This window comes from Pseudoalteromonas sp. MM17-2 (genome assembly GCF_022347945.1).
Lineage (GTDB): Bacteria > Pseudomonadota > Gammaproteobacteria > Enterobacterales > Alteromonadaceae > Pseudoalteromonas > Pseudoalteromonas ruthenica.
This window is the reverse complement of the sequence record NZ_JAKRFV010000001.1, coordinates 1-21,994: the sequence shown is the minus strand read 5'-3', so window position 1 is coordinate 21,994 and position 21,994 is coordinate 1. Positions and strand designations below refer to the sequence as shown.

21 protein-coding genes are annotated in these 21,994 nt (G+C 45.8%); 5 read left to right on the top strand and 16 right to left on the bottom strand.

What is annotated here, in order from left to right; translation table 11 throughout:
- Positions 1-25: 25 nt before the first annotated feature.
- Entirely contained in the window at positions 26-1,048 is a 1,023-nt protein-coding gene (locus MHM93_RS00105) for a DNA topoisomerase IB (protein WP_239447493.1), read from the bottom strand.
- Between the two features lie 287 nt (positions 1,049-1,335).
- Here MHM93_RS00105 and MHM93_RS00100 point away from each other — a divergent pair, with 287 nt between their 5' ends.
- From MHM93_RS00100 to MHM93_RS00090, 3 genes are all read left to right on the top strand, one after another.
- Complete coding sequence (locus MHM93_RS00100) at positions 1,336-1,776, top strand: PA2169 family four-helix-bundle protein (RefSeq protein ID WP_022944192.1); 441 nt, start codon at positions 1,336-1,338, stop codon at positions 1,774-1,776.
- A gap of 221 nt (positions 1,777-1,997) precedes the next feature.
- Positions 1,998-3,668, top strand: a complete 1,671-nt coding sequence (locus MHM93_RS00095; protein ID WP_239447492.1) for an AMP-binding protein — start codon at positions 1,998-2,000, stop codon at positions 3,666-3,668.
- 115 nt (positions 3,669-3,783) lie between these two features.
- A complete protein-coding gene (locus MHM93_RS00090; RefSeq protein WP_239447491.1) occupies positions 3,784-5,628 on the top strand; it encodes an ABC transporter ATP-binding protein in 1,845 nt (614 codons plus the stop codon).
- Between the two features lie 65 nt (positions 5,629-5,693).
- Here MHM93_RS00090 and MHM93_RS00085 read toward each other — a convergent pair whose 3' ends face one another.
- The 10 genes from MHM93_RS00085 to lrp form a co-directional block, all read right to left on the bottom strand.
- Positions 5,694-6,161: a hypothetical protein gene (locus MHM93_RS00085; protein ID WP_239447490.1), complete on the bottom strand. Its 468-nt coding sequence runs from the start codon at positions 6,159-6,161 to the stop codon at positions 5,694-5,696.
- Positions 6,162-6,442: 281 nt separating this feature from the next.
- Positions 6,443-6,826 carry a hypothetical protein gene (locus tag MHM93_RS00080; RefSeq protein ID WP_239447489.1) on the bottom strand — a complete coding sequence of 128 codons (384 nt, stop codon included), beginning with the start codon at positions 6,824-6,826 and terminating at the stop codon, positions 6,443-6,445.
- A gap of 157 nt (positions 6,827-6,983) precedes the next feature.
- Positions 6,984-7,223: a hypothetical protein gene (locus tag MHM93_RS00075; protein WP_239447488.1), complete on the bottom strand. Its 240-nt coding sequence runs from the start codon at positions 7,221-7,223 to the stop codon at positions 6,984-6,986.
- A 567-nt stretch (positions 7,224-7,790) separates the two neighbouring features.
- On the bottom strand, positions 7,791-8,210 hold the full coding sequence (locus tag MHM93_RS00070; RefSeq protein ID WP_239447487.1) for an MAPEG family protein: 420 nt from the start codon (positions 8,208-8,210) through the stop codon (positions 7,791-7,793).
- Positions 8,211-8,312: 102 nt separating this feature from the next.
- A complete protein-coding gene (gene serS, locus MHM93_RS00065; RefSeq protein ID WP_239447486.1) occupies positions 8,313-9,608 on the bottom strand; it encodes a serine--tRNA ligase in 1,296 nt (431 codons plus the stop codon).
- A gap of 8 nt (positions 9,609-9,616) precedes the next feature.
- Positions 9,617-10,000, bottom strand: a complete 384-nt coding sequence (gene crcB, locus MHM93_RS00060; protein WP_022944185.1) for a fluoride efflux transporter CrcB — start codon at positions 9,998-10,000, stop codon at positions 9,617-9,619.
- Positions 9,987-11,270 carry a replication-associated recombination protein A gene (locus MHM93_RS00055; protein ID WP_239447676.1) on the bottom strand — a complete coding sequence of 428 codons (1,284 nt, stop codon included), beginning with the start codon at positions 11,268-11,270 and terminating at the stop codon, positions 9,987-9,989. Before MHM93_RS00055 ends, crcB begins: the two co-directional genes overlap by 14 nt.
- Before the next feature lie 46 nt (positions 11,271-11,316).
- Positions 11,317-11,961, bottom strand: coding sequence for an outer membrane lipoprotein chaperone LolA (gene lolA, locus MHM93_RS00050; protein WP_239447485.1), 645 nt, complete (start codon positions 11,959-11,961; stop codon positions 11,317-11,319).
- A gap of 9 nt (positions 11,962-11,970) precedes the next feature.
- A complete protein-coding gene (locus tag MHM93_RS00045) occupies positions 11,971-14,598 on the bottom strand; it encodes a DNA translocase FtsK (protein WP_239447484.1) in 2,628 nt (875 codons plus the stop codon).
- Between the two features lie 124 nt (positions 14,599-14,722).
- Positions 14,723-15,202 carry a leucine-responsive transcriptional regulator Lrp gene (gene lrp, locus MHM93_RS00040; protein ID WP_022944181.1) on the bottom strand — a complete coding sequence of 160 codons (480 nt, stop codon included), beginning with the start codon at positions 15,200-15,202 and terminating at the stop codon, positions 14,723-14,725.
- Positions 15,203-15,343: 141 nt separating this feature from the next.
- On the opposite strand from lrp, the gene ald reads away from it, so the two are divergent.
- The gene (gene ald / locus MHM93_RS00035; protein WP_022944180.1) at positions 15,344-16,465 is read left to right on the top strand and encodes an alanine dehydrogenase; all 1,122 of its coding nucleotides are present in this window, start codon (positions 15,344-15,346) and stop codon (positions 16,463-16,465) included.
- A gap of 232 nt (positions 16,466-16,697) precedes the next feature.
- On the opposite strand, the gene MHM93_RS00030 is transcribed toward ald, so the two are convergent.
- The 5 genes from MHM93_RS00030 to MHM93_RS00010 all read right to left on the bottom strand — a co-directional run bounded on the left by MHM93_RS00030 (position 16,698) and on the right by MHM93_RS00010 (position 20,854).
- Positions 16,698-17,087 carry a hypothetical protein gene (locus MHM93_RS00030; RefSeq protein ID WP_239447483.1) on the bottom strand — a complete coding sequence of 130 codons (390 nt, stop codon included), beginning with the start codon at positions 17,085-17,087 and terminating at the stop codon, positions 16,698-16,700.
- Between the two features lie 1,104 nt (positions 17,088-18,191).
- Positions 18,192-18,749: a GNAT family N-acetyltransferase gene (locus MHM93_RS00025; protein ID WP_239447482.1), complete on the bottom strand. Its 558-nt coding sequence runs from the start codon at positions 18,747-18,749 to the stop codon at positions 18,192-18,194.
- 643 nt (positions 18,750-19,392) lie between these two features.
- Positions 19,393-19,695: a hypothetical protein gene (locus MHM93_RS00020; RefSeq protein WP_239447481.1), complete on the bottom strand. Its 303-nt coding sequence runs from the start codon at positions 19,693-19,695 to the stop codon at positions 19,393-19,395.
- 83 nt (positions 19,696-19,778) lie between these two features.
- The gene (locus MHM93_RS00015; RefSeq protein ID WP_239447480.1) at positions 19,779-20,432 is read right to left on the bottom strand and encodes a hypothetical protein; all 654 of its coding nucleotides are present in this window, start codon (positions 20,430-20,432) and stop codon (positions 19,779-19,781) included.
- Positions 20,433-20,554: 122 nt separating this feature from the next.
- Positions 20,555-20,854, bottom strand: coding sequence for a hypothetical protein (locus tag MHM93_RS00010; RefSeq protein WP_045980649.1), 300 nt, complete (start codon positions 20,852-20,854; stop codon positions 20,555-20,557).
- 336 nt (positions 20,855-21,190) lie between these two features.
- Between MHM93_RS00010 and MHM93_RS00005 the strand changes: the two genes are divergently transcribed.
- On the top strand, positions 21,191-21,994 hold an 804-nt coding region (locus MHM93_RS00005), incomplete at its 3' end, for an IS110 family transposase (RefSeq protein ID WP_239447479.1).

Below are 21,994 nucleotides of genomic sequence, written 5' to 3'. Positions count from 1 at the left end.
CAGGCCGCAGAAATGGCCTGTTACGTCATCGCCCGGCAATGATCGCTAACGCATGCCTCTCATCCATGTCTAACTCCCCGGCTAAAGAGCGCGGTGTCACATCAAAATGCGCAAACGGGTGTTCATTTTCATAGTGTTCGCTGAGGTGTTCTAACACCTTCGGATGAATATAGTACTGTTCGCAAATGTTCGCGGTATTGCCTAATTGTTTGGCAACGAGTTTAACCAGCTGAGACTTAAATTTGCGCCTTGGGTGCGCCTGTACCTGCTCTGCGGCTACGTGGGCAAAGCGTACCGCCATTCGCGTCCCCGCCCAGGTACGATAATCTTTGGCACTAAAGTGGCCGCCAAAAACACGGTGGATAAATTCGTTAATATCATCACTTTGCAGGTCATGCCATTGGCCTTGTTGATAATAACGTAGCAAGCTATACCCTTGTTGCTCTGCACTTGAAGCCACTAATTCAGCAAGCTCAGTATCGTCAATGCGCACCTCTCGGTGTTTTGCGTGTTTACCTTTAAAGCTAAATTGTACATGGTCGTCTTTAATATCCACATGCTTGCGTCGAAGCGTGGTTAACCCGCAAGTTTCATTGGCTTTGTAATAATTATTATTGCCTACACGAATCGCGGTAAGGTCTAAGATTGCGCACCCAAGCGCGCACACTTTGTCTTTCGTCCAATCAGGTTCTGCCAATAAAGATAAGCATTGCCCTCGCGCATCTGGAAGCTGAGCAGCGAATTCACCTAACTTGGCAAATTTTTTTTGCTGTTGCGCCAATTGCCAATGGGCGTGGTAAATGTATTGTCGCTTTCCTTTGCCATCAACGCCAACGGCCTGCACCTTACTGTACTGGCAAGCGCTAATACGTACATCACGCCACATAGGAGGCACAACCAACTCTCGCATTCGTTTTAAGTAAGCACGACTGGTTATCTTTTCCTTATCAAGATGGAAGTATTCAAATCCTTTTCCCCGTTTACGACGCGTTGTCGTAAGGGTATTACACTCGTGGTAGGTTGTGCTTGGGGCAACGTTACAATCCATTCTTCTTCCTTCTTTTTCCGATAATAGCTACTACGCAGCACATCTTCACCTGGCGCATTGTGAAAGGTAAAAAATAATACGTTTTGTTGGTTGTACGACTATGACGTTTTTACCGCCTGCAATTGAAAAGCTTTCATAGTTGCCCATGAAAAAGGCGTTGGCTTACACATTTCAAGCGTTCGAAGATAAAGATAAAACATTGTTTAATAATGTTTTTTATGCATTCCCTCGATTTGGCACAAGCATTGCTCCTATTAAATCGAATTCAAAATTGAAGGAGCACAATTATGACAATGCAACGTTCAGAGAAAATCACAGACATTATCAAAGTACTAAAGGGTGGCATTGATTTTTACTCCGATGCCAAAGACAACATTGATAGCAATGATGTACGTACCGTGTTCCAAAACATGATCGATGAAAAGCACAAAGCGGTGACCGACTTGCAACCCTTTGCCATTGAAGAGCAAGGCGAAATTGAAACCGGCTCAGACACCCTGGTTGATGTACGTAAAACCTACACTAAGGTGATGAGCGCGATTAAGAGCAACGAGGAGCACACGTACATCAAGCACCTTGAAGAGGTTGAAGATAAAGTGCTTGAAGAGTTCGACGATGCACTAGAAGAGTCGCAGCCACCTCAGTGCGCACAAGTTCTTTCTCAGCTTCGTGAACGCATGCAAATTTGCCACGATAAAATGAAGGCACTGCAAGAAGCAACGAGCTAAATTATTTCTCTCCCCAAGACGATTTAGCGGGCCCATGGCCCGCTTTTTTATGTCGACAAAAACTAAACCTTTAGTCTAATTCCAATAGAAACCACCTCAAAATAATGGAAAGTGTCGACACTCTATGCTTGATTAGGTGTTGAAGAACCTAAAATGACAACATCTATCCGGGCAAGGAGGCAGTCAATGCCGCAACAACAAGACAATCACTCCCCTTCACGTTGAGCCAGTACCACGGCTCATCTTCAACGCCGCTTAGCGAGCGAACCATCGCCGAGCATCTTGATTATATTGTCGACAAACACCCAGACAATGAGGCGATTGTCGTTCGCCATCAAGGGATCCGTTGGACTTACCGCCAGTATTTACGGGAAATAGAGCGCCTCGCTGCGGGCTTACTCGCTCTGGGTGTGCAGCCAGGGGATCGGGTTGGCATTTGGTCACCCAACAATATTGAATGGTCCTTAGTGCAATTCGCAAGCGCCAAAATTGGCGCCATTATGGTGTGCATTAACCCCGCCTATCGCCCTCATGAGTTGGCCTTTGCCATTAACAACGTGGGTGTAAAGTATTTGGTGATGGCCGAGCAATTTAAAGCCTCAAACTACGTTGACATGATCTACCAGCTTGCACCGGAATTAAAAGACGGTAGCAAAACCACCCTGCAAGCGCTGCCCACTCTAGAGCAGGTAATTATTCTCTCAGAGCAACCTTTTGCTGGCATGACATCATTTGCGGCGGTTCAACAACTGGGCGAGGATGCGCACTACCAGCAAATGCGGGTTATTGAAGCGCAACTTCGACCCGATGACGCCATTAATATTCAATTTACCTCGGGCACAACCGGGAACCCAAAAGGCGCCACCCTCTCGCACCGCAATATTTTGAATAATGGTTTGCTGGTTGCCAAAGCGATGCACTTTAACGACAAAGACAGACTGTGTATTCCGGTGCCCTTGTACCATTGCTTCGGCATGGTGCTGGGCAATCTAGTGTGTTTGGCCAGCGGCGCCTGCGCGATATTTCCAGCCCCCTCGTTCGATGCAGTCAGCACCCTAAGTTGCGTTGAGCAAGAACGCTGTACGGCGCTCCATGGCGTACCGACGATGTTTATTGCGCAATTAGAACACCCCGACTTTCAGCAGTACGATCTCAGTACCTTGCGCACCGGAGTCATGGCTGGCAGCACTTGCCCGCAAGAATTGATGCGCAAAGTACACAGTGATTTTCATATGCGCGAAGTGGTGATTGGTTACGGCCAAACCGAGTGCAGCCCCATCAACCATATTACCCAAACCGACGCACCAATTGACAAACAAGTGCAAACCGTGGGCCGAGCAATGGCGCACACAGAAATTAAAATTATTGATGAACGCGGTCAAATCGCTGCCATTGGTAGCCCGGGTGAAATTTGTGCTCGCGGCTACTGTGTGATGCAAGGCTATTGGGGCGATGAAGCGAAAACTAACGCCACTATCGACGCTGAGGGCTGGCTACACTCTGGCGATTTAGGGGTCATGGATGAGCAAGGTTACGTGACCATCGTTGGCCGAATTAAAGATATGATCATTCGCGGTGGCGAGAACATTTATCCGCGCGAAATAGAAGAAGTGCTGTATTTGCACGACGCTGTCAGTGATGCGGCGGTCTTTGGTATCCCCGATGATAAATTTGGCGAGCAAGTATGTTTGTGGCTCAAAGCAAAGGACAACCGCGATATCGATGAGCCGCAAATTCGGGCCTACCTAAAAGATCAACTCGCCTATTTTAAAGTGCCTAAGTATATTCGTATCGTCGAGGAATATCCGATGACGGTCACCGGGAAATTACAAAAGTTTAAAATGCGCGAAATGATGCTTGCAGAGCTCAATGAGCAAGCACAAAGCGCGTAGTTAGGAGTCGGCATAGTCACCACAGTGGTGCAAAATTAGCACACTCGTTGCGCTAGGTTTTACGCCGCAAAATCGCTACACTGACGCCTTAAATCAGTTAGTTATGTGTGGTGCTATGCTTTCCTTTTTCGAGAAGTTAACCGCCCCTTTTCCCGAGCGCACAACAACCGCGCCACCCAAGGGATTATGGGCTTTTTGTCGTTATTACACCCAAGGCATGGGCGGGCCGCTGGCGGTGATGTCAATCAGCGCTGCCTTATTAGCCATTGTTGAAGTTTCGCTATTTAGCTTTATGGGTCAACTCGTTGACTGGCTTGGACAGACAACCCCGGAACAGCTGTTAAGCACCGAAACCGATACGCTTTGGTTTATGGGCTTGGTCACTATCGTGCTGTTGCCTATTTTAGTGTTTGTTCACTCAGCCGTTCTCCATCAAAGCTTGCTCGGTAATTACCCCATGGCCATTCGCTGGTTGGCGCACCGTTACCTACTGCGCCAAAGTGTGAGCTTTTATGCCGATGACTTTGCTGGGCGCATTGCCACTAAGGTGATGCAAACGTCGTTGGCGGTAAGGGAAACCGTCATCAAGCTACTTGATGTCGCGGTGTATATTGTGGTGTATTTTTCCGCCATGCTATTCTTTGTTGGCCAGGCAGATTGGCGCTTAATGATGCCAATTTTAGGCTGGCTTGTAGGTTATATTGCAGTGCAACGTTATTTTATACCCCGCCTGAAAGCGGTCGCCGAGCAACAAGCCGAAGCCCGCTCGCAAATGACAGGCCGTATTGTTGATAGCTACACCAATATCGCCACTATCAAACTCTTCTCTCATTCATCGCGGGAGGAGCAATATGCCCGTGAATCGATGGAGCTGTTTTTAGACCCGGTATATCGGCAAATGCGTCTGGTCACTAAGTTACAAGTGAGCGTGCAGCTGCTTAACTACGGCTTGGTGGCGGTGATTGCGGCGTTATCGATTTACCTTTGGTCTATTAGTTTAATCAGCGTCGGCGCCATTGCCATCGCCGTTAGTTTAGCACTTCGCCTTAACGGCATGGCGCAGTGGATCATGTGGGAAGTCAGCGCCCTGTTTGAAAATATCGGCACCGTTGCCGATGGCATGAACACCTTAACGAAACCCATAACCATAACCGACGCTGAGGATGCCAACACGCTGAAGGTGACCCATGGGCGCATTGACTTTAATAACATCACCTTTAATTATGCCAAGCCAATTACCCCGTCACACCCGCCGGTGCTCGATGGGCTATCTCTAAACATTGCCGCAGGTGAAAAAGTGGGGGTTGTTGGTCGCTCTGGCGCCGGTAAATCAACCTTAGTTAATCTCTTACTGCGCTTTTATGATGTCGAGCAAGGACACATTCGTATTGATGATGCGCCGATAAACCGAGTGACTCAGGAAAGCCTACGCCAACATATTGCTATGGTGTCGCAAGATACCGCGCTGCTGCATCGTAGCGTACGCGAAAATATCGGTTATGGCTTAGCCGATGCCACGGATGAGCAAATCATCGCCGCTGCGAAAAAGGCTGAGGCATGGGACTTTGTTAGTGAACTGGAAGACAGTCATGGCAACAAAGGGCTGGATGCGCAAGTGGGTGAGCGCGGCGTCAAGCTATCAGGTGGGCAGCGTCAGCGTATCGCGATTGCTCGCGTACTGTTAAAAGATGCGCCTATTTTAGTGCTCGATGAAGCCACATCAGCTTTAGACTCTGAGGTAGAAGCAGCGATTCAAGCGAGCCTCGATACCTTAATGGAAAATAAAACCGTTATTGCCATTGCCCACCGCTTATCAACCATAGCGCAAATGGACCGCTTGGTGGTGATGGACAAAGGCCATATTGTTGAGCAAGGCACACACCAAGAGCTTATCGCCCAAGGGGGGATCTACGCCCAACTGTGGGCCCATCAAACCGGTGGGTTTATAGGAACAGACTAATAAAAAAGGGCCATACAAGGCCCCTTTTTCTCGGTTTGAATACATTAAGGAATAAGATTCATACATTAACTCTCGTTTACTAACTTTGCCTCAACTAGAAAATCATAAAGCCCTTTAGTTATAAATCGACCATAACTATCCTGAGTGAAACTTTCACCATCATAAACCCGATCTACAACAAAAAAATACATATCATCTTTCTTCGTAAGTGGAACCATAAGGTTCAAACCTATGCTCTCGTCCTTTGTTTTAATTTTGATATATAGTTTGATGTGTTTAGGTGGTTTCGCAATTGATGATTGCTCTGCACTAGCAATAGCATGAATTAATAGTTCTTTTGCTTGAGCAGAATTCAATGCTAGATTTGTCATATTGATATAATCAGAATTTATCGCTTCGATTGAGACTATGTCTTCAACGGTTAGATTACTAAATTTTTCTAGCTTATTTGCCCCTTCTGATTTATCCCAAAAAGAGCCAAACCATCCATAAGCAATATAAGCGACTATTAAAACAGCTAAAACTTTCCTCAACGGCGAGCCCTTACTTTAAAGAGTGGTCTTCCCCAGGTTATTTCCCAAACCGTTGTTCATACTCCAGCGGGCTGAGATAACCCAACGCTGAGTGGCGACGTTTGCGATTGGTAAAATATTGCGATGCATTCAAACATACAGGATTTAACATGCTGTATCGAGTAGAATTTCTCAGCATAAACCAGCTCAGCTTTGAAGCGGCTGAAAAACGATTCCATCACCGCATTATCCCAGCAATTGCTCTTTCGGCTCATGTTGATTATCGCGCCCGAGGAGCGGCACTAAATCCTGATAGGCCACCGCATGGTACTGCACTGCACATATCTATCTGAGTGGAGCATCAAACCCGGTTTAACCTCCCTGCGGACCAGTAGTGCCATGTTGAAGGCGTCGGAAATCAGTTTACCCATATGGCCAACCGACAACGCCCTTGAGAACAGGTCCATCACAGCGATTAGGTAAAGCCACTTACCGCGAATACGGATATAGTTGATATCTGATACCCATTTCCTGTTTATACGCTCGGTGTTGAACTGCTGGGTAAGCGCATTTCCTTCTACATTCGAGTTTGAATAGCTGCTGCGCCCGTAACGGAATGCCTTGCCATTTCTTGCCTTGAGAGCCAGCTCTTCGGTATAGACCTGGGTTCTTTTCTTTCTAACCATAGAAACACCTCTTTTCTAACTATAGAAGGTGTCTACTTTTTTTGGGTAAGTCCTTTACCTAACGCCCCAATTTGGCGAAGTTTCGAATGTTTTGCCACGAAGTGGCAGCGAGTAATTTTCCCAAGCCAGCTTGCTGGCTGAACACCAAATTGGCTTGTTAGGAGCCACGTTTGTTACTACCATATTTAAGCTCTTGTTTTACTTTATGAATAAATGCTTCGATTAATTCGTAAGGCAAAGGACTTTTGTGGAAATGAATCTTGGCTTTTCTATCGGTATAACTCACCAATTCAGCTTCTAACAGTAACCCTTGTTCATTCGTACATTCCAAACTCAAATGCTCAAAGTCGTTTGCACTGGTCATTACAAGGTTGTACTCAATTCCGTTGACTTTCATGTGGCTCCTAACAGATTATTAGTGAGACCTCACGAGGTAAGCTATCGTGTAAGGTCGGAGGTGGCCCATAAATGGAGCAACTATTAAAGCTTTAAAAATTACAGTAAATCATACACTAATCGAAATAATAACACTCCACAACAAGAAGGTTATTTTCTTCCCCCAGATATCACGACACTTAGAAGATGATTGAAAGTCATAAATTTCGATAGTCGAAAGCCTGCAATACATAAGCTGGTGTTGTTTAAAACTAACCGAATTGATTGCTATAAAGTCTTTATAGATGGCAAGCTTTGGAAGGAGCGCATTGGCTGGAACAACACCCTTGCTGGTGTTAGGAAAGCACTACCCAAAACAGGTTAGAGACTAAAAGCCGGTAACTAAGGAAAAGTGGCTTATATTAGTTCGAATTTGCCACTGCCCCCAAACCGTTCTAATAAAAAAGCGAGTGAGTTCACCCCACCCGCTTTCAGTATGCCTCTACCTCTAAAACATTTCACCCGCTTCAAGCTCGTAGATTCTACTGCTCACAGCATTTACAATTAAATACACCCCACACTGGCAAGATTAAAAGAATAAGATTTCCAGTGTGAGTAGCACGAGCATCACGATATTCGCGAGCCAGCCGATCATGAAGAAATAACTCCGGGGGCTGGGGTTGGATTCGGTGGCAATCACATAGTAAAGCAGCATATGAATGACTCTAGCGGCGACAAACACCGCGCTGGCTATAGCGAAGATGGGCCCTGACACCCCCAAGTGCAGACCGACCAAAGCACAAACAATATAAAGTGGCGCGTTTTCTAATGTATTTTGAAACGTTCGGTGGGCACGAAAAATAAATGAGTCGTGAGACAGGTTATCATCAATTTTTCCAGGCACGGCGTTATCGGCCCTCGCCTTTGCAGTTGATGCCACAAACCACTGCGCTACCAACATCCAGGCAAACAACACCAATGACACCAAAATAACCGCAGAATAATCCATACGTTCTCCTTGTAACTTGCTTTGTATTAGCTACGGTCAAGGCGTATGGTACGATCAAAAAAGGCCGCTAAAAATGCGGCCTTTTCAATAAGCTACTGATAATTACGCAGCACTGATACGCTCTAACCCACCCATGTAAGGGCGCAGCGCCTGTGGCACTTCAATACTGCCATCGGCCTGTTGGTAATTCTCCAAAATAGCCACTAACGTACGGCCCACGGCTAACCCTGAACCATTGAGTGTATGCAACAGCTCTGGTTTTTTCTCGCCGGCGCGGCGGAAACGCGCTTGCATACGGCGCGCTTGGAAGTCGCCCATATTTGAACAAGACGAAATTTCGCGATAGGTGTCTTGTGCTGGCAACCACACTTCTAAGTCATAGGTTTTCATTGCACCAAAGCCCATATCGCCGGTACACAACACCACTTTACGATACGGCAACTCAAGCGCCTGCAAGATTTGCTCGGCATGAGAAGTTAGATCTTCCAGTGCCTGCATTGAGTCTTCAGGTTTAACCAATTGCACTAACTCAACTTTATCGAACTGGTGCTGACGAATTAAGCCCCGCGTATCGCGGCCATAGCTGCCCGCTTCACTACGAAAACACGGAGTATGGGCAGTCATTCGTACTGGCAGCTCTTTTTCTTCAAAGATTTCATCACGCGCACAGTTCGTCAGTGGCACTTCAGCGGTAGGGATCAGGCTGAAGCCATCATCGTGCTCACCCAGTTTCTCTGTGTGGAATAAGTCTTCTGCAAATTTAGGTAGCTGACCTGTGCCTAACAAGCTGTCTTTATTCACTAAATAAGGCACATACATTTCGGTATAGCCGTTTTTATCGGTGTGCGTATCGAGCATAAATTGCACCAACGCGCGATGCATGCGCGCGATTTGCCCACGCATTACTGTAAAGCGGGCACCCGAGAGCTTCACCCCGGCTTCAAAATCCAACCCTTTATCCAGCGCTTCGCCTAAATCAACGTGGTCTTTAACCTCAAAGTCATAGCTTTTTGGCTCACCCCAGCGGCTCACCTCGACGTTATCGTCTTCATCATTGCCTGCTGGAACATCCTCTGCTGGCAAATTAGGTAGGCCTAAGGCAATGTCTTTTAATTCATTGAGTACGGCATCTTGTTCTTTTTTGGCATTTTCGAGCTCATCACCTAAGTTGGCAACGGCATCCAATAAAGGTTGAATATCTTCACCCTTCGCCTTCGCTTGACCAATGGCTTTGGAACGGGAGTTACGCTCGCTTTGTAATTCTTGCGTTTTAGTCTGTAGCGCTTTACGTTGTTCTTCGAGTTGTGCCAGTTTCGCTACGTCTAATTCAAAGCCACGTGCCTTTAAACGGGCTGCTGTTTGCTCTACGTCCTGACGAAGATACTTTGAGTCTAACATGTGAGTTTTTAACCTTTTTGCGTTGTTAGCATGAGGCCTATCCAAGCCATAAATATACACATCCCCACATTAAGGAGGACGTTTAACGCCACTTTCAACCACTGCCCTTGCTGAAGCAACAACAGCGTATCCATGGAAAATGTAGAAAATGTTGTCAGCGCGCCCAAGAACCCGACTCCGAGTGTGACGCGGTGCGGATGCGATAGCATTTCGCGATCCAACAGGCCATATAATATGCCCATTAACAATGAACCGAGAATATTAACCGCCAGCGTGCCAAAAGGGAATCCCTTAGGCAGCAGTTTTAGTGCTAATTCACTTATACCAAAGCGGGCGCAGGCACCCAAGGCCCCGCCAATGGCAATAAAAAAGTAGGTACTAAGAGCGCTCATAGCGCTTCCTGTCGCTTTGCGCATCACGCTCTTGCAAATAAGCAAGCTTATCACTAATGCGTTTTTCTAAACCGCGATCGCTCGGGTGATAATAGCGGCTGTCGGCAATCTCCTCGGGAAAGAAGTTCTCGCCCGCTGCATAGGCTCCCGGCTCGTTGTGGGCATAGCGATAATCCTCGCCGAAGCCCTGCTCTTTCATTAATTGCGTGGGCGCATTGCGGATGTGATAAGGCACATCGAGATGGGCGGTCTCCTTAGCATGACGTTTGGCCTCATTAAAGGCCATATATACGGCATTACTTTTCGGCGCACTGGCTAGGTATAAGGTGGCTTGAGCTATGGCTCGTTCACCTTCACTGGGGCCAACCCGGTGAAAGATATCCCAGGCATTCAGTGCCACCTCCATGGCTTTGGGGTCTGCATTGCCGATGTCTTCGGTGGCAATTGCTAGTAGCCGCCGCGCCACATACAAGGGATCGCCTCCGGCGGTAAGAATACGGCAATACCAATACAATGCCGCGTCCGGAGCGGAGCCGCGCACTGATTTATGGAAAGCAGAAATCAAATCGTAGTAATGATCGCCCCCCTTATCGTATTGAGCAACCATATGCGGTGCCACCTGCTTGAGCACCGCCTGATTAATACAGCCTTGGTGTTGCTGCGCCAGATTTGCCGCCACTTCCAATAGGTTAAGCACACTGCGAGCATCGCCATTGGCGCTGTGGCACAACTGCTCAAGGCTATCGGGCTCGATGATCACACCTTGCTGGCGAAGAATGTCATCCTGTTGCAGGGCCTGATTCACTACTGCCTGCAAATCTTCTGCTGACAGCTTTTTTAGCGTGTACACTCTGGCGCGCGACAGCACGGCGTTATTCAGTGCAAAAGAGGGGTTCTCTGTGGTGGCGCCAATAAAGATGAAGGTGCCGTTTTCAACATGCGGCAATAGTGCATCTTGCTGCGACTTATTAAAGCGGTGTACTTCATCCACAAACAATAAGCTGCGTTTGCCTTGTTGTTGCAGCAAGTCGCTGGCACTGGCAACGGCCTCACGGATATCTTTCACCCCTGCGCTGACCGCTGACAACTCCAAAAACTGGGCATCACTGTGGTGCGCAATAATATGCGCCAGCGTGGTCTTACCGACTCCAGGTGGCCCCCACAAAATTAAGCTGTGACAGTGGCCACTTTTAATGGCTTGGTACAAGGGTTGCTCTGTGCCTAATATATGGCTTTGGCCGATGTACTGATCCAATGTGTGTGGGCGCATGCGCGCCGCCAACGGGCGCACATCGGGGGCAAAATCTAGGGAGAAATTATTCGCCACGGTCTATCTCGGCTTGAGGCGCACGCTGATCGTCAACAAACACGTGCTCAGGAATGGTAAATTCAAACACGCTGTCATCAATATCAACATTGCGCTTGGGCGCATCAAAATGAAAGTGTGAACGCTGACCTGATTGGTCAAGCACCTCAAGCGCCGCAACTTGTTGCTGCTCATCAAAATGCAACGTCAGCTTCTCTACTTGCGCATCTTCAGTATTTTTCGGGGTAATCTCAAAGCCGGCTTCGATTTGCTTGATACTAAACTGCTGCCACAGCTCGTCATCTTCTGTGGTGAGCAGAATAAACGGCGTGTTATCAATTAGCTTTGAGGTATCCAGTACCGTCACTTGCTCGGCGAAAGGGTCAAAGTAATAGCTATCAACCCCGTTGGACACAAACAAGGTTTCGTCTGGTTGTTGTTGCTCCCAACGAATTTTCCGTGGTTGTTCTAGTTGCAACTTGCCTTTACTTTCACTCACCAGCTGCCCCTGCGGGTCAAATACTTGCTGTGAAAAAGCCGAGCTGAGTGAGTCCAAACCCTGCAGCTGTTGTTGCAGCATCTGTGCGTCGTCGGCAAAAACCGTTGATGAAAACAGGGCGGCACTTGCCACTGCGCTATATAAAAATTGTTTCATATTACTTCCTTAGCCAGCGTTATTCTTAACTAGCACTTCGCGGGCGCCATTATGGCCGGGCGAACTGACTAAACCGGAGTGCTCCATTTGTTCAACCAATCGTGCAGCACGGTTATAACCAACACGTAGTTTACGCTGTACACTTGATACCGACACACGACCACTTTCAATCACAAAAGCGCAGGCTTCGTCATACAATGGGTCTGATTCATCATCGCCATCTTCGGATGTTTCCCCTGGCAACAACACGTCTTCGACGGCGTCACCATTGAGTATTTCATCCACATAATCAGGTTTACCTCGGGCTTTCCAATCACTCACAACCGCATGAACCTCATGGTCGTCAACAAAGGCACCATGAACACGGATTGGCACACTGGTCCCAGGTGGCAAATACAGCATGTCACCCATGCCTAAAAGATGCTCGGCCCCTTGTTGGTCAAGGATAGTGCGCGAGTCTATTTTCGAGGACACCTGAAACGCCATACGTGTAGGGATATTGGCTTTAATCAGGCCGGTGATCACATCCACCGATGGACGCTGTGTAGCCAATACCAAATGAATGCCTGCAGCCCGCGCTTTTTGTGCGATTCGGGCAATGAGCTCTTCCACTTTTTTACCAACAATCATCATCATATCGGCGAATTCATCAATCACCACGACAATGCTGGGTAACTTGTCTAGCTCTTGCGGCCCATCAGCCATGCCATCTGTATCTTTGAACAAAGGATCTAAAATAGGTTCCCCTGCGGCTTTAGCATCAAGCACTTTTTGGTTGTAGCCCTTCAGGTTACGCACCCCTAAAGCCGACATCAGTTTATAGCGGCGCTCCATTTCACCGACACACCAACGCAGTGCATTGGCCGCTTCTTTCATATCAGTAACCACTTCACACAGTAGGTGTGGGATCCCCTCGTACACCGATAACTCCAGCATTTTCGGGTCGATCATGATCATGCGCACATCTTCTGGTGGCGATTTATATAGCAAGCTTAAAATCATCACATTAACGCCCACTGACTTACCCGAGCCGGTGGTACCTGCTACCAACAAGTGCGGCATTTTAGCTAAGTCTGCAACCACAGGTTGCCCGGCAATGTCTTTACCTAACACCATGGTTAGTGGCGATTTATTTTGCTCAAACTTAGGGGCATTGATCACTTCTGATAAGCGCACGATTTCGCGGTGTTTATTAGGCAGCTCAAGGCCGACATAGGTTTTCCCCGGGATCACCTCAACCACACGCACACTGACCGCAGATAACGAGCGCGCCAAGTCTTTCGATAAACCAGAGATTTTCGCAACTTTTACACCCGGTGCTAAATCGAGTTCAAAGCGTGTAACTACCGGACCAGGATAAACCCCAACAACCGACGCTTGCACGCCAAAATCTTGCAGTTTGCTCTCAACTAACCGAGAGACTGCCTCGAGCTCTTCTTCAGAAATGGGGTTTTTCTGTTTATCCGGCCTATCAAGTAAATCCAACGAAGGTAGCGGCTCCATGGGCGGCTTTTCTTCTAATAGCTGCTCGAATTTCTCTTTGGCTGTTGGCGCTTTTTTGTGTGCCACAGTGGTTGTTGCCACTGAATTGTTGGTCTCTTTGTGCGCTGATGCATCAGCCGTATTTGCCCCTTTATTTTGGGGCTGTGTACTTGGGGTTGCCTCGGTGGGCGCTTGGTCTAGCTCGTTGAGCGCACTGACGGTATCAAAGCCCTCATCATCAATGGCGCTAAAATTCATTTCATCGCCGAGCATGGCATCAATATCATCAAATGCCGGATGTTGTTTAGGCGCCTCTTTAGTAGCGGGTTGCGTATCACTGTCACTGCTTGGTTCCTGCCAAGGCTCTTTTTTAGGTTCGGGCGCAAACATAGCCGCAGCTTTATCTAACAATGATTTGTCTTTATCGGCTTCAACTTCTGTGTCGGCGTTATCGCTTTGGATTTCTAGCTTTGGCTCGTGAGCGCTCTGCGTCGCTTCCACTTGCGGGTTTGGCTCATTGGCCAAGCTGCGCTGCTCTGCTTCAGCAAACTCACTTTGGTATTGCCCACGTTTGCTTTGCAACCACTGCCAGACAAACAAGGCCGCTTTCATAACATACGCGCCCAAGGTATCAACAAATTGAACCCAAGAAACACCTGTAAGTAAGGTCATGCCGGCAAAGAAAAAGCATAACAATAGGATAGAGGTACCCGTGAAATTAAATGCTGGCATCATCGCACCGGCAATAACATCCCCCACTACCCCACCGGAAGAAAAATAAAAAATATCGTCAAAATTAATGGAGCTAATAGCGCAAGCGCTCAATGTGAACAGCACTAAGCCGATGAGGCGCAGCGCCAAGGTAACATAATCTAAGCTAAGCACTCTGTGGGGGCGTTTAAAAACGAGATACCCAAACAGTTGAATGGCTGCGGGAACTAAAAACGCCAACCAACCAAAACTAAATAATAAAATATCCGCTACCCACGCACCCGCTGTGCCGGTGATATTTTTAACATCGACAAACTCACCTGTTTGCGACCAGGACGGATCGGCTGGGTCAAAACTCACCAGCGCACACAAAATAAAAATGGCTAGCGCGGTGCTGACTATTAAGCCAGTTTCAAGCAGTCTTTGGACACCATTTAGGCGCATATTCCATTATCCTTATTCTTTCTTTCGATACTACAGCGCATTACTCTTACCTTATCAATTCTCAGCTGAATATGCACTGGGTTTATAATCAGTAATTGTAATCGGCACGAGCATTAACGGGCCCTTAAGGAACTTGTGGACGGATAATTAATGCCTCTTCACCTTTTACTTCTTCCATCACCACATAAGTACGGCTTTCGCTGATATTGGGTAGCTTCAGCAAAATGTCGCCAAGCACCTGACGATACTCAGACATATCGGTCACTCGTGTTTTCAGCAAAAAGTCGAAATTCCCTGATACTAAGTGGCATTCCACAATCTCATCGTGCTTTTTTACCGCTTGGTTAAATTCGTCAAACACATCGGGAGATGTTTTGGTAATGGTCACCTCCACATACACCAACAGCGCCTGACCGAGCTTGGCGGGGTCGACCACCGCTTTATAACCACGAATATACCCTTCACGCTCAAGTTTTTTCACGCGTTCCAAACAAGGAGTCGCACTAAGGCCAATTCGTTTTGCCAATTCAACGTTGGAAATACGGCCATCCCGTTGCAATTCGACTAAAATTTTACGGTCGATGCGGTCTAGTTGTGTATACATAGTTAATGAAAGTGGATTCATCTAATTTTACTTTGATTTAAGTGTATTCAACTGGCCTGAAAATGTAAAACAGTGAGACACACTATTTAGGCATAAGTACAATAGTGAAAAATTTTCCTGTTCACAAAAGGTATAGTAACTATGATTATTGGTGTACCAAAAGAGATAAAAAACCATGAGTACCGTGTTGGTATGATCCCAGCCAGCGCGCGTGAACTTATCAACCATGGTCACGAAGTCATTGTTGAAACGAATGCTGGTTTAGGCATTGGTTTTACTGACGAAGATTACATCGAAGTAGGCGCAAAAATCTTACCAAACGCGGCAGATGTGTTCGCCCAAGCAGAGATGATCATCAAAGTAAAAGAGCCGCAAGCTGTTGAGCGTGCGATGCTACGCCAAGATCAAATCTTGTTTACTTACCTTCACCTAGCGCCCGATTTACCACAAACTGAAGACCTAGTGAAAAGCGGCGCTATCTGTATCGCATACGAGACCGTAACCGATGCTAAAGGCGGTTTACCGCTACTTGCGCCAATGTCAGAAGTGGCGGGTCGTATGTCTATCCAAGCTGGTGCTCAGGCACTTGAAAAGTCTAAGCAAGGCCTTGGCATGTTGCTTGGTGGCGTACCGGGTGTTGAGCCTGCTAAAGTTGTGGTTATCGGCGGTGGTATGGTTGGCCGTAACGCAGCCCAAATGGCTGTCGGCCTAGGCGCTGATGTGACCATTTTAGACCGTAACGTTGATGTACTACGTAGCCTTAACGCACAGTTTGGCTCGCTTGCAAAAGTAGTGTATTCAACTGCCGACGCGCTAGAGAAGCACGTACTGGATGCTGACTTAGTGATTGGTGGTGTACTTATCCCAGGTGCTGCTGCGCCTAAGCTTGTGACTGCTGAGCACATCAAAGCAATGAAGCCTGGTGCAGCGATTGTTGACGTAGCTATCGACCAAGGTGGTTGTATTGCCACTTCAAAGCCAACCACTCATGACGAGCCAACATACATTGTTGATGACGTAGTTCACTACTGCGTAGCGAATATGCCAGGTGCAGTACCACGTACATCAACTTTCGCGCTTAACAACGCGACATTGCCGTACATCATCAAGCTGGCAAACAAAGGCTACAAGCAAGCGCTTCTTGAAGACGAGCACTTCCTAGAAGGCCTTAACGTCATCAAAGGTAAAGTAACTTACAAAGAAGTCGCTGAAGCATTTGATATGGAATACCTTGACCCACGCACTGCGGTTGAGAGCCTATAACGACTAGTTATAAGTAACTAAATATAAAGGGCAGATACACTATCTGCCCTTTTTTATTGCCGATTAACAACTGTTCCCGATTATCTACGACCCTACCCCGAATAACGCGAAGCTTGTAAGCCATTAATCATAAAGCTCTATACTCAGTGACTGTTAATGAAGAAAAAGATGAGACGGTCGGACACACTCGATTTTGGACAAAAACACATTAGAGTATTTATTAGGTAACGCCCTACTCGGCCGAGCCGTTGTTTGGCGTCGGCTGCATTTGATTGTTAGGTAAGGTTGCATGCCCAGCTTTAACTTGGTCTGCTATGTACTTATCTATAGCATTTTTTAAATTGCTGCTTGGGTTAGTGTTACAATATGAACCGGTGCTCAAAATAAAATTTTGACCTTCTGGCATTTTGTCAGGTGACTTACCTTGTTTAAAAACAACACCCGTTCCTGTTAAGTATCCAGCCCACCAATTTTTATAGCCATATTGCCAATTGGGTTCATTTTTCTTTTTATTATATTGAGAGCACTCGACGCTACCGAATAAAGTATTGTTTTCTGTTGCGTTTAATTGCTCAGAAATAATTAATGCAAATACGAGTGTAATCAGTTGCGAGAATCTCATTTATTTACCTAACGCCCAACTTAGGGGCAATAACACGCAGGTTAAAATTGGAGCGAAGCGACTGAGCCTACGTGTTATTGTCCCAGTGAGCGCCAGCGAACGACTACAGTTGTTTGTTATACCCGTTCTTCAAAATCCCTTACCAAATCAGCTAATAAAGTCCGTTGCTCTTGAGGAATACCATTATCTAATTCACATTCAAGCCCTCGGATTAGATAATATTCTGTCTCATTTTTTATTTTGCCGCGCTTTAAGATAGATTTGTACTTTGACCAATATCTGATTCTTAGCGTTGATAAAGTGATTGTACCGTTGTCTCGCAATTGTTCATCTAATTTACTTACAGTATTTGAGTCCCAGCTAGCAGTTTCTTCAAGCGTATCGTTGATGGCCTATTTGAGGCCTTGGAGAGCTTTTGATTTCCCAAATTTATCGACGATTTCAACCAAACAATTTGAAGGATGGATGGGATCTTCCCTCTGAATGCCAGATACATTTGTTGAATAGAATTCTAAGAATGAAGATAGCTCCTCAAATTCTAATTCTTTTTCTCTAGACATCTTCCGTGGCATCTTTTCCTCCCAGGATATAACGCCTTACTAATGGGCGCATAAATGCTTGGCTAAAATTAGCGAGGAACGAGCGCCAGCCAAGCTTAAGACGTCCATTCATTAATGCGCTTGTTATATACCGCTACTTCCAGTGAACAATATCTATAATGGTTTGGCTCGATATGTCGTACGTTAATGTTACGCATATCTGTATAGGACAACCTCTAAAAGACCTGTACTTTTCTGAATCCAACTGCTTTGGGTAAACTAAAATTTCGCAACTTTTTAGATCACAATTCGATTTTATTACAAAGCTTGAGGGTTCATAACCCTTTGCTTCTACCCAAACCGATGCTAATTTTTTTGATTCACTTTCATACCTAGCATCGCCAAAAACTAAACAGGAAAAGATGCTTAAAATAATCACAAAAATTGACTTAGTCACCCGGTCCTCTAGGTATATAACGCCCGCATAAAGTGCGGATAACAGTTGGCTAAAATTAGCGAAAAATGAGCGCCAGCCAACTGTTAGACGTCCATTTTGATGCGTTTGTTATATTTCACTGAACTCTGATCTTATAAGCCCAAAGCATTTAAGGTCGTGAAACTGATTTTTCCAGTAACCACTTTGACGTCGTAGACCTTCTTCTTTAAAGCCTATTTTTCTTAAAACAGATTCTGAAGCATCATTTCCAGGGACGGTATCACCTTGAATACGGTTAAGCTCACCACATGCAAGCTTTCCAGAAAATGCAGCATTGATAATTTTATGGACAGCCTCAGTTGTATAACCATTACCCCAAAAGTTAGGCATCAAGTCATAACCAAGCACTGCATTTTTCATTCTAGGGTTCCACGAATTAAAGCCGCAAGTCCCTATCAGTTGGTTGGTTTCTCTTAAGCGGATTGCCCAGCGGATACCTGAACCTTCCTCAAACCGTGATTGAAAAAACTCGATCAGCTTTAGTGCTTGTGATAACTCACTAAACGGTTCTAGATCATAATAATGAGTAACTAATGGGTCAGAAAATAACTCAAATACTGCTTTGCCATCACTATCGTTTAAAGCTGATAACTTTAAACGCGATGTTTCAAGTTCTGGGAATTGCACTAAATCCTCCGTGAAATATAACGCTTGCCGTAAACGGCACAAAATAGCAGACTAAAATTTGCGACGAAGGAGCACAGCCTGCTGTTTTGTGTCCTTTGTTTAACGGCCTTGTTAGCTGCGCTTACTCTATTCTGCTAATGACCTCAACTCTTGAATTGTTTGGGCAGTAAATTTCAAGTGTTTCAGAATGAGAGTTTGTTTTACCCCAAGTACGTTCTATATGCCATGCAGGCAATTCCTCAGAATCTTCGTCCGAAGGGCTAACTGCGAAGGACCAATGACCACTGTAAAAGCAATGAATGAGAACTCCTTGAGATTCATTAGGCGCACTAATCTCCAGAGTGCAAACGTAGCCTATTTCACTTAGTTTAGGGTTAGAAGTGACATTAAACTCGTTCACCTCACAATCAATGCCCTCGCAACAAACCATTCTGTCACTAGCTCCCCAAAATATTGCTTTCTTGCCTAGAGGCTGTAGATCTTTAGCTTGCTCTTTGCTCTTTGCTCTTTGCTCTTTTTCTTAAAAAACACCTCGGGACTCCATGTGCAGCTAACGCTTGCCTAATCGGCGCGAAATAGCAGGCTAAAATTAGCGACGAAGGAGCGCAAGCCTGCTGTTTTGCGTCCTTGGTTTAGGCACTTGTTAGTTGCTGTTTTGAACCCAAACAGGAATACGTAAGTTTTTTGAGTTACTCACAACTGTTTTTTCAAAAGAGCTAAGTTCTTGCCCCTCAACGTTTACGGTTAAAGTCAGTGCAACGAAACCTTCGGGCATATATCCTGAAACAAAAAATTTGGTGCCAGCCGGAAAGTTTATGCCTGATTGAGTGCTAAGGTGCCTGTTTGACTCCCATACTTCCGCAGAGTCATTTGAGAAAAGCAAATAAGCAAAAACAGATATTGCTCCAATTACAATTCCTAAAATAAGAGTTAATAGTGACTTCATACTTTCCTTAGTAACTAACGCCTAAATAACAGGCTAAGTAATGGTTGGCTAAAATGTGTAGCGAAGCGAAACGTAGCCAACTGTTACGTGTCCTTGTTGATTTTCTTGTTAGGCAGTTTTTCACACTCTACCAGTAACTTATCTGTGAATAATTTCATAGCGTCAACAAGGTTGAACACGTATTTTTTGTCGATATTTAAATGTGTACGGGCATAATGTTCTGCCTCTAGATTATCATTACAATCAATTATATTTAACTGTTTTGAGTGAGCCTTTTTATCAATATGTCCCGCTGCATGAGCAATAACATTACGTATGGCTTGAGCATCCTTTATTTGCTTCCATTCTGTTCCACTAACAGGAAGAGAAAGCGAGCTTAATTTTGATAAGTATTGCTTTGCTCTTTCAATACCTGTGCCAGTAAAATCAGTAAAAGAAGCCTTAATATTTAAATCTGCTTCAACACTTCTACATAATTGATTCATAAAATCCTCAAATATAGACACCAACATAATTAAATACGATTTTCGTTGGTATTGAGGAAAATCATCGCTTAACTTTGCGCTTAAGTCATTACGATAGTTAAACCGATGAAGTGTTGGTTCGTGATCTTCAAGTATTGATGATGTATATCGCTCTAACTCTTCAAGCCAATTGCGCTCAGACATTTCTATAAATAACTTGTATGAATCTAGTTCAACCGAGAAATATGCTACGACTTGATACGGGACTTGCATGACTCCTCCTTGACTGCCTAACGCCTAGCTTAACCGGCGTAAAATAGCAGGCTAAAATTAGCGACGAAGGAGCGCAAGCCTGCTGTTTTGCGTCCTTTGGTTAAAACGTTTGTTAGGTGAAATTACGGCACTAATTTGAACTTTTTGGGCTCTATAGGAATTAGCTCCATTTTAGGTGTCTGGCGATTTGGCCAATTCAATGTTCTATACTTCAAAAGCCAGTTTTTAATCACTGGCTCATCTTTACTTTCCCTAAATTCTGGGCACTCATTCCAAAACCCATCAGTTAGTTTAAATGTATATTCTTGACCATCTAAAACTACGATTATTGTTTCCCATGCAGGGTCAAAATAGTTTTCTCTATTTTTAGACCCTACTCTGACCCCATATATTCCAGAGCCATACCAGGTGCTAACTTTCACTGAAACCTCCTCACACCTAACGCCCTGTTAAGGGGCTGATAATGTTTGGCTAAAATGTGTAGCGAAGCGAAACTGAGCCAAACTTTAGCAGTCCCGTCTTGAACAGCTTGTATGGATAATAACTCCATATTTTTATTCTTTTAAACCAGTTTAGGGTAATGTGAGACCCAGGCTTAAGCTGCAACTTAAGCTTTACATGCGGCAGTTCGATTGAGCGCTGGCTCCTCAGTTGAGAGACCGATAACAAGAACGAACGCCGCATAGGACTCCAAGCACCACACTCGAATAGTCTACTGGGTCTCGAGCCCGCATTGTGCAAGCAAGAGTTAGCTTATTATGAATACTAAAACGGATCAAAACATAAACGTCGGTGTCGATACTGGTAAATCCCAACTCGACATCTATATTCGCCCGCTGGATATCTATTTTACCGTTTCAAATGACGGTAAAGGGATCCGCGAGGCCATCATCAAACTGAAGAAATTTAACCCTGTTCGTATCGTGATTGAGGCCACAGGACGACTTGAGTTCAACTTCATAGTTGCCTGCGCGAAGGCTGATTTACCCTTCGTTGTCGCCAACCCGATTCATGTAAAACGCTTTGCCGGTGCCATCGGCCAACGCGCTAAAACCGACAAGCTCGATGCCAAGTTGATTGCCCATTACGGCGAAACCATTCAACCCAATTTGTCAGCACTCAAGCCAGAGACCATGCAGGCTATGAGTGACTTGGTGACACGGCGAAACCAACTACTGACCATGCAAACGATGGAAAAGAACCGCCTGAGCATCATGCCTAAATATCTGGCGATGACCATCAAACCTATCCTGACAGCGTTTAAAAATCAGATTGAAAAAATAGAAAATAAAATTGCCGCGCTGATCACAAGCTGTCCTGACTATCAGGCAAAAAGCGACATTTTACAGAGCATGCCCGGCATAGGTAAAATCGCTGCTGCGTCCATCATAAGTAACCTGCCTGAACTCGGTTACATTAACAACAAACAGGCCGCATCTCTGGTCGGTGTTGCACCCATGAACCGGGAAAGCGGTCGCTATAAGGGCCTCAGAACCATCCAGGGCGGCAGACCCCAGGTGAGGACTGTGCTGTACATGGCAATGATGTCTGCGATGCAGTGT